14 protein-coding genes are annotated in these 16,104 nt (G+C 44.3%); 3 read left to right on the top strand and 11 right to left on the bottom strand.

Annotated elements, in window-relative coordinates; all coding sequences use genetic code 11:
• Nucleotides 1-312: 312 nt before the first annotated feature.
• The 4 genes from AAV98_RS02775 to AAV98_RS02760 form a co-directional block, all read right to left on the bottom strand.
• Nucleotides 313-1,464, bottom strand: a complete 1,152-nt coding sequence (locus AAV98_RS02775; RefSeq protein WP_060664040.1) for a CamS family sex pheromone protein — start codon at nucleotides 1,462-1,464, stop codon at nucleotides 313-315.
• 12 nt (nucleotides 1,465-1,476) lie between these two features.
• Nucleotides 1,477-3,483, bottom strand: coding sequence for an NAD-dependent DNA ligase LigA (ligA, locus tag AAV98_RS02770; RefSeq protein WP_060664039.1), 2,007 nt, complete (start codon nucleotides 3,481-3,483; stop codon nucleotides 1,477-1,479).
• 38 nt (nucleotides 3,484-3,521) lie between these two features.
• A complete protein-coding gene (gene pcrA / locus AAV98_RS02765; protein ID WP_060664038.1) occupies nucleotides 3,522-5,828 on the bottom strand; it encodes a DNA helicase PcrA in 2,307 nt (768 codons plus the stop codon).
• 294 nt (nucleotides 5,829-6,122) lie between these two features.
• The gene (locus AAV98_RS02760) at nucleotides 6,123-6,806 is read right to left on the bottom strand and encodes a heptaprenylglyceryl phosphate synthase (RefSeq protein WP_060664373.1); all 684 of its coding nucleotides are present in this window, start codon (nucleotides 6,804-6,806) and stop codon (nucleotides 6,123-6,125) included.
• 264 nt (nucleotides 6,807-7,070) lie between these two features.
• Here AAV98_RS02760 and AAV98_RS20130 point away from each other — a divergent pair, with 264 nt between their 5' ends.
• Complete coding sequence (locus AAV98_RS20130; RefSeq protein WP_156317575.1) at nucleotides 7,071-7,232, top strand: hypothetical protein; 162 nt, start codon at nucleotides 7,071-7,073, stop codon at nucleotides 7,230-7,232.
• Nucleotides 7,233-7,536: 304 nt separating this feature from the next.
• On the opposite strand, the gene AAV98_RS02755 is transcribed toward AAV98_RS20130, so the two are convergent.
• From AAV98_RS02755 to AAV98_RS02745, 3 genes are read right to left on the bottom strand one after another with little or no spacing between them, the layout of a single operon-like run.
• Nucleotides 7,537-7,848: a YerC/YecD family TrpR-related protein gene (locus AAV98_RS02755; protein WP_060664037.1), complete on the bottom strand. Its 312-nt coding sequence runs from the start codon at nucleotides 7,846-7,848 to the stop codon at nucleotides 7,537-7,539.
• Between the two features lie 27 nt (nucleotides 7,849-7,875).
• On the bottom strand, nucleotides 7,876-8,925 hold the full coding sequence (locus tag AAV98_RS02750) for a DUF3048 domain-containing protein (protein WP_060664036.1): 1,050 nt from the start codon (nucleotides 8,923-8,925) through the stop codon (nucleotides 7,876-7,878).
• 45 nt (nucleotides 8,926-8,970) lie between these two features.
• Complete coding sequence (locus tag AAV98_RS02745; RefSeq protein WP_060664035.1) at nucleotides 8,971-10,716, bottom strand: adenine deaminase C-terminal domain-containing protein; 1,746 nt, start codon at nucleotides 10,714-10,716, stop codon at nucleotides 8,971-8,973.
• A 198-nt stretch (nucleotides 10,717-10,914) separates the two neighbouring features.
• Here AAV98_RS02745 and AAV98_RS02740 point away from each other — a divergent pair, with 198 nt between their 5' ends.
• Both AAV98_RS02740 and AAV98_RS20865 read left to right on the top strand, forming a co-directional pair.
• Nucleotides 10,915-11,232, top strand: a complete 318-nt coding sequence (locus AAV98_RS02740) for a YgaP family membrane protein (protein WP_231687679.1) — start codon at nucleotides 10,915-10,917, stop codon at nucleotides 11,230-11,232.
• Nucleotides 11,233-11,332: 100 nt separating this feature from the next.
• Nucleotides 11,333-11,437 carry an EYxxD motif small membrane protein gene (locus AAV98_RS20865; RefSeq protein WP_326929576.1) on the top strand — a complete coding sequence of 35 codons (105 nt, stop codon included), beginning with the start codon at nucleotides 11,333-11,335 and terminating at the stop codon, nucleotides 11,435-11,437.
• On the opposite strand, the gene purD is transcribed toward AAV98_RS20865, so the two are convergent.
• From purD to purM, 4 genes are all read right to left on the bottom strand, one after another.
• Complete coding sequence (gene purD, locus AAV98_RS02735) at nucleotides 11,412-12,683, bottom strand: phosphoribosylamine--glycine ligase (protein ID WP_060664034.1); 1,272 nt, start codon at nucleotides 12,681-12,683, stop codon at nucleotides 11,412-11,414. The two genes, AAV98_RS20865 and purD, sit on opposite strands and share 26 nt — an antisense overlap.
• A 221-nt stretch (nucleotides 12,684-12,904) precedes the next feature.
• On the bottom strand, nucleotides 12,905-14,434 hold the full coding sequence (gene purH / locus AAV98_RS02730) for a bifunctional phosphoribosylaminoimidazolecarboxamide formyltransferase/IMP cyclohydrolase (RefSeq protein ID WP_060664033.1): 1,530 nt from the start codon (nucleotides 14,432-14,434) through the stop codon (nucleotides 12,905-12,907).
• A complete protein-coding gene (gene purN, locus AAV98_RS02725) occupies nucleotides 14,431-15,021 on the bottom strand; it encodes a phosphoribosylglycinamide formyltransferase (RefSeq protein WP_060664032.1) in 591 nt (196 codons plus the stop codon). The genes purH and purN overlap by 4 nt, the downstream gene beginning before the upstream one ends.
• Entirely contained in the window at nucleotides 15,018-16,058 is a 1,041-nt protein-coding gene (gene purM, locus AAV98_RS02720) for a phosphoribosylformylglycinamidine cyclo-ligase (RefSeq protein ID WP_060664031.1), read from the bottom strand. The genes purN and purM overlap by 4 nt, the downstream gene beginning before the upstream one ends.
• Nucleotides 16,059-16,104 lie beyond the last annotated feature (46 nt).

Genomic DNA, 16,104 nt, shown 5'->3' with positions numbered 1-16,104 from the left:
ACTAGTCTTTCAAATATTGTTTATTTTCTTATATGAAGAAAAATTTGGAGGCATTGGAATGATGCATTAGACATGGGGCAAGTGAGTCTTTGCGCACTTTTTTGCAAAAGTCACAATAACCTTTGAAAAAGTTACAATAACTACAAGAATAGTTACAATAACCTCTGGAAAAGTCACAATAACCACAAGAATAGTTACAATAACCTCTGAAAAAGTCACAATAACCACATAAAGAGTTACAATCAATCATCATCAATCCATTTACTCCACAAAAAAACCCACTATCCATAAAGAATAGTAGGTCGCCAAAGATTAATAGATATGAACAAACGGTTTTTCCGATCCTGCATCCCTTACAATCAACGCTTCCTCTCCACTGATGGAAGAAATGGATACTTGTAGATTGATATAGTTCGGGAAGTGTTCAACCACAAGTCCTGTTACATATTGTGTAAAACCAATCAATTCGGCTTTTCCGTTAAACTCCATATTCACTTCAATCGAGAGCTGTTGGAGTTCCCCGTCACGGTAATAGCCTTTTCCAATCACACCTGTATGGTTTGGAAAATAGTCGTCAATATCCAGCTTAAAATTCTCAAATCGGACTGCGTCATCACGATATAATTCCGTAGTATCACTATTTGGGAAAAGGTGATATTCTTCTTTTATTTCTTCCCATTTACCAACGGAATTATCGCCTGATGCGACTTTTGCTTTCGCGATAAAGCTTCCTGGGACAACGGAATTCGCAGGACTTTGTTTATACAAACCAATAATGATTGGAACATTCTCCAGTCCTTCCATCCCGCGTACTCTTCTGATAACTTCTTCCGCTATTTTCTTTCCTTCAGCTTCGAGTTTATCATCAGGTATTATATACTCCCTCGGATAGCCACCTTCTTCATCCGTCAGGTTATAATAATGGACAGAGTTTAAGGCAATACCAATGGAAACCCCGCCAAGTTCCACCTGATCTTCTCCCTTACGGACAAGATAGTTTTGTTCCTGAACATGTGCAAGATAGATTGGACTTTTTTCGTTAGTGTCTTCCGTATCGACTCCTCGAATCAACGGGGGATTCAATCCAGTAGCATCCTTATCGTCCTTGTCTACTCGTCCCAACCAGCTTCTAATTGTATTCCTCTTTATATACTGCCCTTCCTGATACAAATAGCTGTCGGAGGGGAATACCTCCTGCGACATCCGCATCAATCCGGTTTCTAACTCCTCCACATCGACCCGACTGTTTAGGCGCGGGGCGATTTGGCCGCGGGTTTCCCCGGGCTTATAAGGAAGAATGGTTTGATAAAAGTCATCTGATATTTTATATCTGGGAACAATGGCTTGTTCCGTGTTTTCCTGCTGCGCTGGATCTTGTACCACTTCTTCCTGCTTCTCGAAGCCAGGCACGCATCCGGTGGCAAAAAGAGAAACAACAAGGAGCAACGACAAAAAACTTTTCACTTCCAACACCTCTTATGATTGTATTTCCTCGAGCATTTGTGCTTCATTCCAAACTTCTATTCCAAGTTCCTGGGCTTTTGTAAGCTTTGAGCCGGCATCTTCTCCAGCAATAACTAAGTGCGTGTTTTTGCTGACGCTTCCGGTTACTTTTCCGCCCAGCTGTTCAATGGCTGCTTTCGCATCATTACGTGACAATTCTTCCAGCTTTCCTGTAAGAACAATCGTTTTTCCTGCAAAATATGAATCCACATCTTCCGCGCTTACTGGCTTAGGACCTTTATATTGCATGTTTACACCAAGTTCTTTTAACTCAGAAAGCAATTCTTCTACTTCCGGCTGTTCAAAATAAGTCACAATAGAATCGGCCATCTTGTCACCAATTTCGTGAATCGCGGTCAGTTCTTCTTTCGTCAAACTAGCCAATCGGTCCATATGTTCGAATTCTTGTGCCAAAGTTTTGGCTGCTTTCGCGCCAACCAAACGGATACCAAGTCCAAACAAAAGACGCTCCAACGAGTTGTCTTTCGTTTTTTCTATTGCAGAAATCAGATTATCCGCAGACTTCTCACCCATCCGCTCCAGCTCAAGAAGCTGTTCTTTTGTTAATGTATAAAGATCGGCCACGTCTTCAATCAAGTTCTCTCGGAAAAGTTGAGCAATGACCTTTTCACCAAGACCATCAATATTCATAGCGTTACGGGATACAAAGTGGATTAATCCCTCACGAATCTGTGCCGGACATTTTGGGTTAATGCAGCGCAGCGCCACTTCCCCTTCAATCCGTACAAGCTCGCTTTCACATTCTGGACAGTGTGTCGGCATGGTGAAATCACGTTCTTCACCAGTTCTCTGCTCTACAAGTACATTTACCACTTCCGGGATGATATCCCCAGCTTTTTTGACGATGACGGTATCACCGAGCTTGATGTCCTTTTCACGGATGAGGTCTTCATTATGTAAGGAAGCTCTTTGGACCGTCGTCCCTGCTACACGTACAGGTTCAAGGATCGCTGTTGGTGTCACCACACCTGTTCGCCCGATATTCAGTTCGATATCAAGAAGCTTAGTCGTGACTTCTTCTGCAGGGAACTTGTACGCAATCGCCCATCTTGGACTTTTGGCCGTAAAACCAAGCTGTTCTTGATGCTCGGTGTTATCCACTTTAATAACGATACCGTCTATATCATACGATAGATCCGGGCGTTTTGTGTGCCAAGCTGTGACATATTCCAAAACTTCTTCAATCGAGTTGCACACTTTTCGCTCCGTATTTGTTTTAAAGCCGAGCTTATCTAGGTAATCTAATCCCTCGCTGTGGGAATCCACACCGGCTTCTCCAGCGTCTGCAAGACTGTAAACGTACACGGACAAGTTACGGGATGCAGCGATTTTTGGATCAAGCTGACGAAGGGAACCTGCCGCCGCGTTACGCGGGTTGGCAAATGGTTCTTCTTCGCGCTCCATTTTTGCTGCATTTAGCTTTTCAAAAGAGTTCTTCGGCATGTATGCTTCTCCGCGAACCTCCATGGTCACCGGTTCTTTTAAACGCAAGGGGATAGATTTAATCGTTTTGAGATTCATGGTGATGTCCTCACCAGTGGTCCCATCTCCACGAGTCGCCCCAAGAACAAACAACCCGTCTTCATAGCGCAGCGACACAGCCAGACCGTCAATTTTCAACTCACATACATAGGTCACATCATCGCCGACAGCCTGCTTGACTCTGCGATCGAAATCACGCAAATCGTCTTCATTAAAGGCATTGCCAAGGCTGAGCATCGGCGTACGGTGCTCGACCTTGTTGAACATCTCAAGAATATTCCCACCCACACGCTGAGTCGGAGAGTCCTCCGTTTGCAGTTCTGGATGCTCCTTTTCTAGCGTTAATAGCTCTTGTAAAAGAGAGTCATATTCGGCATCTGAAACGGACGGTTTGTCCAGTACATGATATTCATAGTTATATTGGTTCAGCACATCATGCAGCTCGCGAACCCGTTTTTCAGCTTGTTCTCTATCCATGCAATGTCGTCCTTTCTTAATTGGCGGTTTTCATTTATCTATTGTTGAACTTTCGTCACAGGGGCAAATTTAGCTAATAGGCGTTTGATTCCTGTCGGGCTTGGGAAGGCAATGTCGAGTTCTTTGCTGTCGCCGTCACCTTTTACGCTGACAACAGTGCCAACTCCCCATTTTTTATGTTCTGCTTTGTCTCCTACCATCCAGTCCAAGCTTTCTCCACCTGTTGCAGTCAGCCCGCGGGATGGTGCAGTGGTACGGCGTGCGGTTTGAGAAGCAGGACTTGCCGCCCTTGCTCTTCCAGAAGAAGAATTGCCTCCAAATGGTGACGCAGAGCCGCCTCCAAAACTTGACCCGCGTCCACCAAATGGCGTTTGGCGGGATGCAGCTTCTTTATTTTCTTCACTTTCTAGTAATTCTTCCGGAATTTCTTTGATAAAACGGGAAGGAGGGTTGATGTTTGTTCGACCAAATAACGTACGCATTTGGGCATTTGTGATGAACAGTTGGTTTTCAGCACGTGTGATTCCAACGTAAGCCAGACGGCGTTCCTCTTCCATTTCCGCTTCTTCAAACAGTGAACGGCTGTGAGGAAATACCCCTTCCTCCATTCCAATTAGGAATACAACAGGGAACTCTAGCCCTTTTGCAGCATGAAGGGTCATTAAAATAACACCTTCCTGCTGGGCTGGATCTTCCTCGTCCAATTTATCAATATCAGCAACAAGCGCCAGGTCTGTAAGGAAAGCAACCAAGCTCTTATCGTCATATTTTTCTTCAAAATTCTTCGTAACAGATAGGAACTCATCGATGTTTTCCAGTCTGCTTTGGGATTCGATCGTTTTGTCGGCTTTCAGCATTTCACGATAACCTGACTTTTCTAGAACCTCTTCCACTAGTTCCGTCACCGAGATGTACTCTTGCATTTGCACATAGCCTTCAATCAGCGCACGGAACTCTTTCAATTGGGACGTAGCACGGCCGCTGACGCCGATTAAGTCTACTTCTGCAAGTGCTGTGAAGATGGAGATATCATGCTGTGTCGCGTAATTGGCGATCTTATCAACGGTTGTCGCTCCGATGCCACGTTTTGGTACATTTACAATTCGCTGCAGACTGATGTCGTCGTCTGGATTTGCAATAAGACGAAGATACGCCAGGATATCCTTAATTTCTTTTCTGTCGTAGAACTTGGTCCCGCCGACAATCGTGTAATTGATGTTGGACATGAGAAGCATTTCCTCCATCACACGGGACTGGGCGTTAGTACGGTACAGGATCGCAAAGTCTCCAAGCGTGCGTGTTGGGTCTTGTCTCATCAGTTCACGCATTTTGCCAACGACAAACTGTGCTTCCGATTTCTCAGAATCCGCTTGATAATGAATGATTTTTTGTCCTTCGTCGTTTTCCGTCCAAAGATTCTTCTTTTTACGGCCGATATTGTTTTCGATCACTCTGTTTGCCGCTTCTAGAATACGTTTGGTAGAACGGTAATTTTGCTCAAGCAGCACGACTTCCGCGTTTGGATAGTCTTTTTCAAAAGAAAGGATATTAGCGATATCCGCACCGCGCCAGCGATAGATGGACTGATCAGAATCCCCCACGACACAAAGATTTTTAAGGCGGTCAGCCAAAAGGTTCACCAAGGTATATTGTGCTTTGTTCGTATCTTGATACTCATCCACATGGATATATTGGAATTTACGCTGATAGTATTCGAGCACTTCCGGTACACGTTTAAAGAGATGAATGGTCGTCATAATCAGATCATCAAAATCAAGTGCTTGGTTCTTTTTCAACCTCTTTTGATAGTCGGTATAGATTTCCGCTACTTGCTGCTCGTATGGCCCAAGTGGCTGTTTTGCATATTGTTCTGGATTCATCAGTTCATTTTTAGCAGAGCTGATAGTCCCAAGGATGGTCCTTGGTTCGAATTTTTTCGGATCGATATTGCGGTCCTTTAAAATATTCTTAATAACAGATAACTGATCGGTCGTATCAAGAATGGTAAAATTGCGGTTTATTCCGATGCGGTCAATATCACGGCGCAGGATTCGCACACACATGGAGTGGAATGTAGAGATCCAAATGTCTTCTGCAGCAGGTCCGAGCAGCTTTTCCACACGCTCTTTCATTTCGCGCGCTGCTTTATTTGTAAAGGTGATGGCAAGGATATTCCACGGCGCTACCTGTTTTTCGGCCATCAGGTAGGCAATTCGGTGCGTCAACACCTTGGTTTTTCCACTTCCCGCTCCGGCCATGATGAGTAAGGGGCCGTCCATTTTTTTCACGGCTTCTTTTTGCATGGGGTTCAGCCCTTCAAGAAGTCTCTGACTTAAATATTGCATATTCTTTCACCGTCCAATCAAACATATGTTCTTATTTTCTATCATACTAAAATGTGTTGTGAATTACTATTAATTTTAGAATCTTTGCATCCACCGCTGTTGATTTCCGCACTGGGCTTCGCTTTCCTAGGGGTGGTGCTTGAGCCTCCTCACTTCCTTGCGGGATCTCAACCTACCGCTATCTCCCTCAGGACAAGGAAGTCTTTGACAGCGAAACATCGCACGAAGAAAATGCGTAGCATTTTCGAGGAGTCTTCGCCCCGTAATCCAATCAACAGCTAGAATATCTAGAAACTAATTTTTCACAGCGTCAACTGTCTTCAGCGCTTCTTTTAAATTTTCATATACGGCGTTTCCTACTACGACGGTATCGGCGTGGGCTGCCATTTCTTTGGCGCGTTCAGCTGTGGAAATACCGCCTCCGTAAAACAGTTGCGTTTTTTCGAGAGTTTGTTTGGCCGCCTGGACTATTTCCACGTCCCCGTACGTACCACTATATTCTAAGTAAAAGATAGGCAGATTAAACATTTTCTCTGCTAGTCTTGCATAAGCGATGACATCTTCTTTGTCGAGATCTGTTTTGGCTTCCGTTAACTTAGCAGCCTTACAGTCGGCATTCAGTATGCAATATCCCTCAGCCACAATCTCCTCCCAGTTCATGATGTCGCCGTATTCTTTTAGTGCCTCTATATGAAGGTCTGTGACCCATTCTGTCTTTCTACTGTTCAACACACTTGGGATAAAATAGTAATCAAATCCTGGTGTGACCGATTCTATGGTGGATACCTCCAATGCACATGGCAACGAATATCTTCTCACCCTGCTCATCAGGCTCAGCACATTATCGAGTGTGATGCCGTCCGTACCGCCTACTAGTATCGCATCAGTTCCGGATTCGCACACAAGCTCTAAATCTTCGTCCGATATCTCTTTATTAGGATCCAATTTAAAAACGTGCTTCCACTCACGTATTTCCATTAACACTGCAAACGTCCCCCATTCTAATTTTCCATTCCCCTATTATAGCAAAATACCAGCTAATACGAAAAAGGGAAACGGAGATTGTTGACTGGAAGTTACGACCTTTTCAAATGTACCAAAAGTTTTTTTCCTGCGGCCTGTTATTTCTTTTGTGTAGTGGGGAATTACATAACTAACTTCTTTAGTAAAGCTTAGGTTTTTTTATAGATGGATGCATATCGAAATCGCTTCAAAATATGATGTGATAAGGGGGTGTCCAACATGCCTATGTGGCTATGGTTTGTTATTGGCTTCGCTATACTGTTAGTGTTCGGTGCTCTTGTGGACCATTTTGGAAAAAGAAGACGAAGATCTCCTGACTCTGCACCGCTCTCTGATTCAGTCGATCAGGTAAAACCAAACCAAGATACGTTTTTCAGGTAATGATTGCATTTTAGGAAACTTTACTTTTGGGTGGAACCGCTTCTTAATAAGAGGCGGTTTTTTCTTGTTTGATCGGTGGGGAGTACCGTCTATAAGACCATTTATAAGAATTTTTTTACTGTTCGGGCGTATAGAGGGCTTCTATTAGACTTTTTATGTGGATTCCCTCCACGTTCGGGCGTATAAAACTCCCCTATTAGACTTTTCATCGAGTCTCCCCAAACGTTCTGGCATATAGATTGGTCCTCCATTCATAAAAAAGTGGCCCACTGCATTCGAGCGCAGCGGGCCACCTTAATACTTTTTACACTTCTTCTGTCTTCTTTTCTTCTGCAATACGCTCAAGTGCCATCTCGTAAGCATCGTTGCCGTAATTCAGGCAACGCTTCACACGGGAGATGGTTGCTGTACTTGCACCAGTTTCTGTCTCGATTTTATGATATGTGAAACCTTCTCTCAGCATTCTTGCCACCTCTAGGCGTTGTGCTAAAGATTGGATTTCATTGATGGTACAGAGGTCATCGAAGAATCGATAACACTCTTCCATGTCTTTTAAAGAAAGAATAGATTCAAAAAGTTGATCCAGTTCTTTTCCACGTAGTTTGTTGATTTGCATGATTGATTTCTCCTTTGCTTATTAAGACTAGTATGTGACCTTATTCAAATCTGGAATAATCTGAATCCACGTTTTACCGGGGACAAGTGGGACCTGTTTGCCATTTTTGTAGGGAAGGATCTTGCCGTCTACTGATTTCCATTCCACATCGAAACGCTCTCCATTTTGGATGAGCACCGCGTTGCCGCCAGAAGTAATATCGATTTCCCTTCTGCCTTGTTTATCTACCACAAGATGAGCTGCTTCCACAAGGAACACATTATGTGCAACAATCTCTTTCTTTGTTTCAAGATCGGTGTGTTTTACGCCGCCGCTATAACGGACGTATGCTTTTTTTTCCGCATCATATCTATATTCAACATGTGTTGCCTGCCTGGATGAGTATTCTATTTTCACTTGCTCTAAAGCGGTGGCTTCATGAGGATTGATCTGCCCTTTTTTTAAAAATATAAAAGGTGCGACCTCCGCTTTTGTCTCATAATTTTGCTGCTTTGCGCCTTTTTGGATATTTGCAGAACTGATGTATGAATTATGCGGCGCCTTCCGGAAACTTGCTCGTTTGAAAAGCGTTCCGTCATAGGTCAGACCGTTTATTCCATCTACTTCTCCTGCTTGTATCTTCTCTTTGGCTCCAGGACTCCAACCATGAAAGACATATAAGGGGTCATAGGCCTTTGCCAGGTCTACAAAATAGGCTCTTGAACTTCTGACTGGACCGACTGTTTCAGGCATTTCACTGTGAAAAATGGCCAGGAGCCTGGTAATGTCGCCTTCTGCCAGCACTTCATAAACAACATCTGCTTGATGCAAACCAGACTGCGGCCTAGCTTTTATATCATTGTTCACCATTACCGCAACCGGACGGGCATCTACTTTCTCCGCCATCATTTCTCCAGTTAAAGGTGCTTGCTCTGTCAGTTCTGAAACCTCTGTCGCCACTTGCTCTTCTTCTATCGCTACTTCTGTGGTCTCTTTACTTTGCTCATGACTAGTTGCAACGTTTTTTTCATCGTTGGATTGACAGCCTGCTAACATCAGCATAAGGCTTGCCAATAACAACGTTTTATTCCTACTCATCCTAACATAAACACAACCTTTAGTATTTTTACATACTTTTATATTTTAACGCATTATTGACGGAAAGAGTACCGTTTTATTCATCACATCGTATATTCCTCTAGGTGTTATTCTAATATAGGGAAGATGAGTCGATGATAAAAATAATAATGTATAGATGGGATCATTGAAACTGTAGCCTCTTTCAAACAACTGATTTCGCAGTTCTGTTTCCTGTTTCATCAGTTCTTCCATACTACAATCTGATAATCCACCTGCAAGCGGTAAAGGGATGTCACAAATGACCGCACCATCTTCCACCAGCACCATTCCCCCTCCTAGGTCTTTCATATGTTGGAAGGCCTTTAGCATCGCGCTCTTGTCTTTTCCTATCAAAACGATATCTCCTGTATTGGAATAGGAACTCGCAAACCCTTGAACATGTGTCCCGAACCCTTTGAGTATCGTATTCACCCGCCATTTACCTTTACGATCGATTAACATAAGAAACGACTGATCATGGGAAGTAGACAGGCTGTCACCTGACACATCCACTGAGATAGTATATGGCTTAATGATTACTTCGTTGACCATTTCCATCCCAAGCGCCATCGAAAATTGCAGATCATCCATACTTAAATTCCAATCGAGTTTCATTGGCTCTAAACCAAGTTCAGACCAATTTGGAACAGGAAAAGCTTCCTTAACCTGTTCGTTGTCCCTAGTGACCCACAGGCCCTTGGATAGAACAGAAACAGGAGTTGGCTCTTCTTTTGCCTTCAGGAAGTTGATGTTTGCTATCCGGCCAGGTGCAATGCTTCCATGCAACTTATCCATTGCAAAATGTTTTGCTGCATTATAGGAAGCCATCCGGTAAGCCTCTATTGCCGGCACCCCTTTGTCTAAGGCAATCGCGATGGTCCGGTTGATGACACCGCTTTCATAAAAACTCGGCGTGGAGCCGTCTGTGTTGAAGAAGGTTTGATCATAGTAATGAACACCTGAAGCTTCAAGCTCTTCTAAAATTAATGGCAGGTCCGGTCTGATGGATGAATAGCGCAAAGAAGCATGATACCCTTGTGAAATTCGTTTGATCACATCTGCTCCGTTCATCGCCTCATGGTCACTGTGAATGCCAAGCAGCTGCATTTTGGTCAATGTCTTTTCCGATGCTCCGGGAAAATGCCCTTCCACTGGCTTTTTGCGTGCATTCGCTTCTTGGACCCAATGTAAAATTAAATCATCCCCTGCCATTAATTTTGGCCAAGCTGTCAATTCCCCTCCCTGCATAACAAGAGGGTGATCTAGCCAACTTTTCATATTGGGCGTAGAGAAGATTTCGTCCTCATTTTTAATTTCCGTCTGCGCATCAAAACGGCACCACCAATACATCGTCGCAGCGGTTTGGTTCATTTCTTCTATAAAAGTAAACGCTTTCTTTTTTGTCATTTGCAACGTAAGCATTAAGTTGTCATTCACGAAGGTCGTTGTTCCTAATTTAGATGCATATTGCGCAAACGACAGGGGATTATAAAGTTGAAACGGATGAACATGCGGTTCAATGTAACCTGGAACCAGGTAGTATGATTCACAATTAACCATTTCTGTGTTTTCCGTATTTGTAGGAAGCTGATCTCCTACATAAACTATTCGATCTTCATGGATCCAGATATTTGCCGTCATCCACGCTTTTAGTTGAACATTTAAGTATGTTGCATTTGTCAGAACCAAGGTTGGTGCCTGTTTTCCATCAATCACGGCAACCTGTTCTCGTATTTTTTTGTTTTTCCATCTATATGCCTGTTCATGCATGTTTGATCACCCACTCTTTGTGAGATTTTATCTTTGTCACATTTGTATGATTCATTTCAGTGAATATTATTTTGATATAACCTCTTTTTACCATGTTACCACAACAGAGTTTTGCTTGCACCACCGTTCTTCATAATTAATTGAAAATTTATTTAATTTAACGCTTTAACTGAAGAAAATATATACGTTGGAGGGATTATGATGAAAGTGAGACCTAATATCAGCATTATCAATGCGATGATTCGCATCACAGCAGGATTTGCTACATTGGCGTGGATTACAAGCAAAATGGTTCGACGACCGCACCGCGATTCCTACAAACTTATCGCACTCCTTGCGGGCATGAAAATTGCGGAAGGCATCCTGCGTTACTGCCCGATGACCGCAGGCTTCGAACGCTTCCAAGAATACCGCAACGACCACAACAGCGAAAACAACCACTACAACTTCGACTTCGACGACTTCGAAGCCAAAGCAAACGGCGACGGCGGAGCCGACTCTTACAACCCTTCTTGAGGGGGTAGCGTGTAAAAAGAGATAAAAAAAACACCTTTGGGGGTCAGACCCCCAAAGGGTTTTCGTCACTCACGTCGAACAATATAAGGAGGTAGGTAGAATGCTTGAGTATTTAACGGATATGTCGTTTGTGTTAGCCACTATTATTGGTGGGATTGTTGCTATTTTGTATGTTTTTGTTAAGAAGAAACGCCGGACGCAATAGCTTTGTGGGCAATGTCCTTGCGATAGAAAAGATTATCGCATGTTATGTTGCGCAACTCATCGTATACTTTTTTCTGCGCTTGTTCTAAGCTGTCGCTTTGTGCAGCGACTAACAACACACGGCCGCCGTTTGTTACAAGCTTTCCTTCTTTAGCTTCTGTGCCGGCATGAAAAACCAAACCTCCACCAACTTGATCCGCACCTTCAATAACTGCACCGTTTTCATAAGTTTCGGGATAGCCTTTGGATGCCATTACAACACCAACTACAGCTTCATTCGACCATTTAAGCTCCAACTCATCTTCTCCGCGTAGAACCCCTGTCAACACTTCCGCCAAATCTGATTCAAGTCTTGGTAATACGACTTGCGTTTCCGGATCACCAAAGCGTGCATTAAATTCAATTACCTTTGGACCTTGCTTGGTTAAAATCAAGCCTGCATATAAAATACCTACGAATGGACGTCCTTCGTTAACCATCGCTTTTGCAGTTGGAAGCAATACCGTTTCCAATGCCTCTTCCACAACGGAATTTGGGATTTGCGGCACCGGAGAGTACGCCCCCATGCCACCTGTGTTTGGTCCCATGTCCCCGTCAAACGCACGTTTATGATCTTGTGCAATCACCATTGGATACACTTTCTCTCCGTTAACAAATGCCATGAAAGAGAACTCTTCTCCTTCAAGGAATTCTTCGATGACAAGCTTAGAGGATGCTGCTCCAAATTTTGACTCCGCCATCATTTCGCGCACCGCTTTAAAAGCCTCTTCATCTGTCATGGCAACAACCACGCCTTTTCCAGCTGCCAGTCCGTCAGCCTTCAACACAATCGGTGCCCCCTTGCCTTCTATGTACGTTCTTGCTTCTTCGTAATCTGTGAACGTTTCATAGCCAGCTGTTGGGATGCCGTATTTTTTCATAAGGTCTTTGGCAAAGCCTTTGCTTCCTTCGATGAGAGCCGCTGCCTTGGTTGGCCCGAATGCTTGAAGTCCTGCAGCTTGAAATTCGTCGACAATTCCGTTTAGTAGAGGTACTTCAGGGCCCACCATGGTAAGGTCGATTTGGTTTTCTTTTGCAAAATTGATTAAGGAGTCCGTGTCTGATTCTTGGATCGGAACAAGATTTCCGACTGTTTCCATGCCGATGTTTCCTGGTGCGATAAATATTTCTGTTACGGATGGGCTTTGTGCGAATTTCCAGGCGATGGCGTGTTCGCGGCCGCCTTTTCCAATTACCAATACTTTCATGGGTTTTCCTCCTGACGTGTTGAGTAAAGTGTCCATCTTACACCGCTGTTGATTTCCGCACTGGGCTTCGCTTTCCTAGGGGCGCTGCTGGAGCCTCCTCACTTCGTTGCGGGGTCTCCACCTACCGCTATCTCCCTCAGGAGTCTTCGCCCTGTGCTCCAATCAACAGCTACGGTTCTTAAAAAATCAAAGTCTTGCTTTTACCAATAAACATTTTTTCCTCAATGCTTAAAATGTCTCATCCCTGTAAACACCATTGCAATACCGTATTCGTCGGCTTTTTTGATGGAGTCTTCGTCTTTGATGGAGCCGCCGGGTTGGATGATGGCAGTTACGCCGGCTTTTGCGGCTGCTTCGACGGTGTCGTTCATTGGGAAGAAGGCGTCTGATCCTAGTGCGGAGCCTACTGCTTTTTCGCCAGCTTGCTCAATGGCAATTTTCGCTGCACCGACACGGTTCATCTGTCCTGCACCAACGCCGACAGTCTGACCTTCTTTGGCAAGGACGATGGCATTAGATTTCACATGCTTTACGACTTTCCATGCAAGCTTTAGGTCTGCCCACTCTTGCTCAGTCGGCTCGCGTTTTGTTGGAACCGTGATGGTCGCTTCTTCAAAACCTGCTTGGTCCTCATCTTGCACCAAAAGACCTCCGCGAACGGATACCATACGGGATTGCATTACACCTGCACCGGTCATATCAACCAATAGAAGCCTAATGTTCTTTTTCTGCTTCAATACAGCCAACGCATCGTCGCTAAAGGACGGTGCAATGACAATCTCTAAAAATAACTCATGTAAAAGTTCTGCCGTTTCTTTGTCCACTTCTGTGTTGAAGGCGATGATGCCTCCGAAAATGGAAACAGGATCTGCTTCATATGCACGGCGGTACGCTTCTACCGTTGTTGCGCCAGTGCCCACGCCGCAAGGATTCATATGTTTGACTGCAACTACTGCAGGGTCTTTGAATTCCTTTACAATTTGCAATGCTGCATCGGCATCATTGATATTGTTATAGGATAATTCTTTTCCGTGAAGCTGTTCAGCTGATGCAATCGAAAATTCGGACGCTAATGGTGCTTGATAGAATGCTGCTTGTTGATGCGGGTTCTCTCCGTATCGCAAGCCTTGCTTTTTCTCAAACGTAACAGTCAAAGATTCCGGATGCTTCTCTTCCACTGCTTCTGTTAAATAGTTGGAGATCATCGCATCATACGCTGCTGTATGGCGGAAGACTTTGGCTGCAAGGCGACGGCGTGTTGCAACCTCCACCTTTCCGCTTTCTTTTAACTCGGCAATTACACCTTCGTAGTCGGAAGGATCAACTAAAACGGCAACGTCCTTATGATTCTTTGCTGCTGAACGAAGCATCGTCGGCCCGCCGATATCAATGTTTTCAATGGCATCTTCAAACGTGGAATCAGATTTAGAGATTGTTTCTTTAAATGGGTAAAGGTTCACCACAACCAAATCGATCGGAGTAATTCCATGCTCTTCTAGCTGCGCTTGGTGACTTTCGTTGTCACGCATCGCCAACAATCCACCATGGATCATCGGGTGTAAGGTTTTTACACGTCCATCAAGGATTTCTGGGAAGCCTGTTACTTCCGAAATACCAATTACCTTTACACCATTATCCTGCAATACTTTTTTTGTGCCGCCGGTAGAGATAACCTCTACACCTAGGTCTACTAATTGTTGTACAAATGGGACGATGCCCTCTTTATTGGAAACACTCACTAATGCTCTCATCGTATCGCTGCCTCTCCTTTGATTGAAAAAAGTTGTTGTAAGGTTTTTGGGTAAAAGGAATGTTCTACCTCATGAATTTTTTTCTCTACTGTTTCTCGCGTATCATCTTGGCCAATTTCTATTGCTTGTTGGGCAATAATCGGGCCGGTGTCCATTCCTTCATCAACAAAATGAATGGTCACTCCTGTTAGTTTTACACCATACTTGAGTGCTTGACCAACCGCATCCAGGCCTGGAAACGCTGGTAATATGGAAGGATGGATGTTAACAATTTTCCCTTTAAAAGCGTTAAGCAGCGTGGGTCCTATAAGACGCATATAGCCTGCCAACACAATAAAATCTACTTCATATCTTTTTAACTCCAGGAGGATGTGCTCTTCAAATTCCTCTTTCGTTTTATAGCTTTTAGGAGCAAATGCAAAATAAGGAATGTCCGCTGTAGTTGCACGTTCGACAACAAAGGCACCAGGCTTGTCACAGACAAGTAATGCCGGCGTGGCATCTAGCAAGCCTTTCTGACACGCATCCGTTATCGCCTGAAAATTGGAGCCGCTCCCTGATGCGAAGATGGCGATTCTTGTTGTCATCGGATTTCTCCTCCGCCAAACGTGATACCCTCGCCTTCTTTTACACGGCCAATCAAGTAAGCTTTCTCCCCGTTAGCTTCAAGGATCTGCACCACTTCTGGTAAAATCTCTTCGTTAATGGCAAGCACCATGCCAATTCCCATGTTGAAGATATTGAACATTTCTTTGCGATCTAGCTCGCCAACTTCCTGTAATAGATCAAAAATCGGTGGGATTGGCCAAGTGCCATAATCCACCTCAGCTTGCATGCCTTCTGGAAGCATCCGCGGAATATTTTCAATAAATCCGCCACCGGTAATATGGGCCATTCCGTTAATGTCGTATTTTTTCAGGACTTCTAGAATTGGTTTTACATAGATTTTTGTAGGCGTGAGCAGCTCTTCGCCAAGTGTCCCTTCAAAACCATCGTACTTTTTATCAAGGTCCAGCTTGCCTTTTTCAAATACAATTTTACGTACTAATGAGTATCCGTTGCTGTGGATACCGCTTGAGCTCAGTCCGATCAATACGTTACCCGGTTCAATTTTGGAGCCATTGATTAAACGTTCTTTCTCTACCACACCTACTGTAAATCCTGCCAGGTCATATTCTGTGTCGTCATACATACCAGGCATTTCCGCTGTTTCCCCGCCTACTAATGCGCACCCTGCCTGCTCGCAGCCGTCCGCGATTCCTTTAACGATACTTTCGATACGCTCGGGCACCGCTTTCCCGCATGCAATATAATCTAGAAAATAAAGCGGCTCTGCGCCTTGGACGACAACATCGTTCACACACATCGCAACTGCATCCACCCCAATGGTGTCATGTTTGTCGAGCTGGAAAGCAAGCATCAGTTTTGTCCCGACTCCATCTGTACCGGAAACAAGCACCGGATTTTTCACATTTACTGCCGATAGGTCAAACAGCCCGCCAAATCCGCCAAGGCCTCCCATCACCTCTGGCCTCATCGTTCTAGCCACATGCTTTTTCATACGCGTTACCGCTTCATAGCCCGCTTCTATATCTACACCCGCTTGCTTGTATGCATTTGCCATATGTGTTGTGTCTCCCTTCCAATGGAAAAGCGACGAATCTTTAACA

The sequence above is a fragment of the Bacillus sp. CHD6a genome (assembly GCF_001293645.1).
Taxonomy (GTDB): Bacteria; Bacillota; Bacilli; order Bacillales; family Bacillaceae_I; genus Sutcliffiella_A.
Note: the sequence above shows the minus strand (reverse complement) of the source record. Positions and strands in the feature narration are given on the sequence as shown.

Excerpts from the sequence above, each read along its gene's own strand:
- ligA (WP_060664039.1), bottom strand. The coding sequence starts at position 3,483 with ATGGATAGAGAACAAGCTGAAAAACGGGTTCGCGAGCTGCATGATGTG.
- pcrA (WP_060664038.1), bottom strand. The coding sequence starts at position 5,828 with ATGCAATATTTAAGTCAGAGACTTCTTGAAGGGCTGAACCCCATGCAA.
- AAV98_RS02760 (WP_060664373.1), bottom strand. The coding sequence starts at position 6,806 with ATGGAAATACGTGAGTGGAAGCACGTTTTTAAATTGGATCCTAATAAA.
- AAV98_RS20130 (WP_156317575.1), top strand. The coding sequence starts at position 7,071 with ATGCCTATGTGGCTATGGTTTGTTATTGGCTTCGCTATACTGTTAGTG.
- AAV98_RS02755 (WP_060664037.1), bottom strand. The coding sequence starts at position 7,848 with ATGCAAATCAACAAACTACGTGGAAAAGAACTGGATCAACTTTTTGAA.
- AAV98_RS02750 (WP_060664036.1), bottom strand. The coding sequence starts at position 8,925 with ATGAGTAGGAATAAAACGTTGTTATTGGCAAGCCTTATGCTGATGTTA.
- AAV98_RS02745 (WP_060664035.1), bottom strand. The coding sequence starts at position 10,716 with ATGCATGAACAGGCATATAGATGGAAAAACAAAAAAATACGAGAACAG.
- AAV98_RS02740 (WP_231687679.1), top strand. The coding sequence starts at position 10,915 with ATGATGAAAGTGAGACCTAATATCAGCATTATCAATGCGATGATTCGC.
- AAV98_RS20865 (WP_326929576.1), top strand. The coding sequence starts at position 11,333 with ATGCTTGAGTATTTAACGGATATGTCGTTTGTGTTAGCCACTATTATT.
- purD (WP_060664034.1), bottom strand. The coding sequence starts at position 12,683 with ATGAAAGTATTGGTAATTGGAAAAGGCGGCCGCGAACACGCCATCGCC.
- purH (WP_060664033.1), bottom strand. The coding sequence starts at position 14,434 with ATGAGAGCATTAGTGAGTGTTTCCAATAAAGAGGGCATCGTCCCATTT.
- purN (WP_060664032.1), bottom strand. The coding sequence starts at position 15,021 with ATGACAACAAGAATCGCCATCTTCGCATCAGGGAGCGGCTCCAATTTT.
- purM (WP_060664031.1), bottom strand. The coding sequence starts at position 16,058 with ATGGCAAATGCATACAAGCAAGCGGGTGTAGATATAGAAGCGGGCTAT.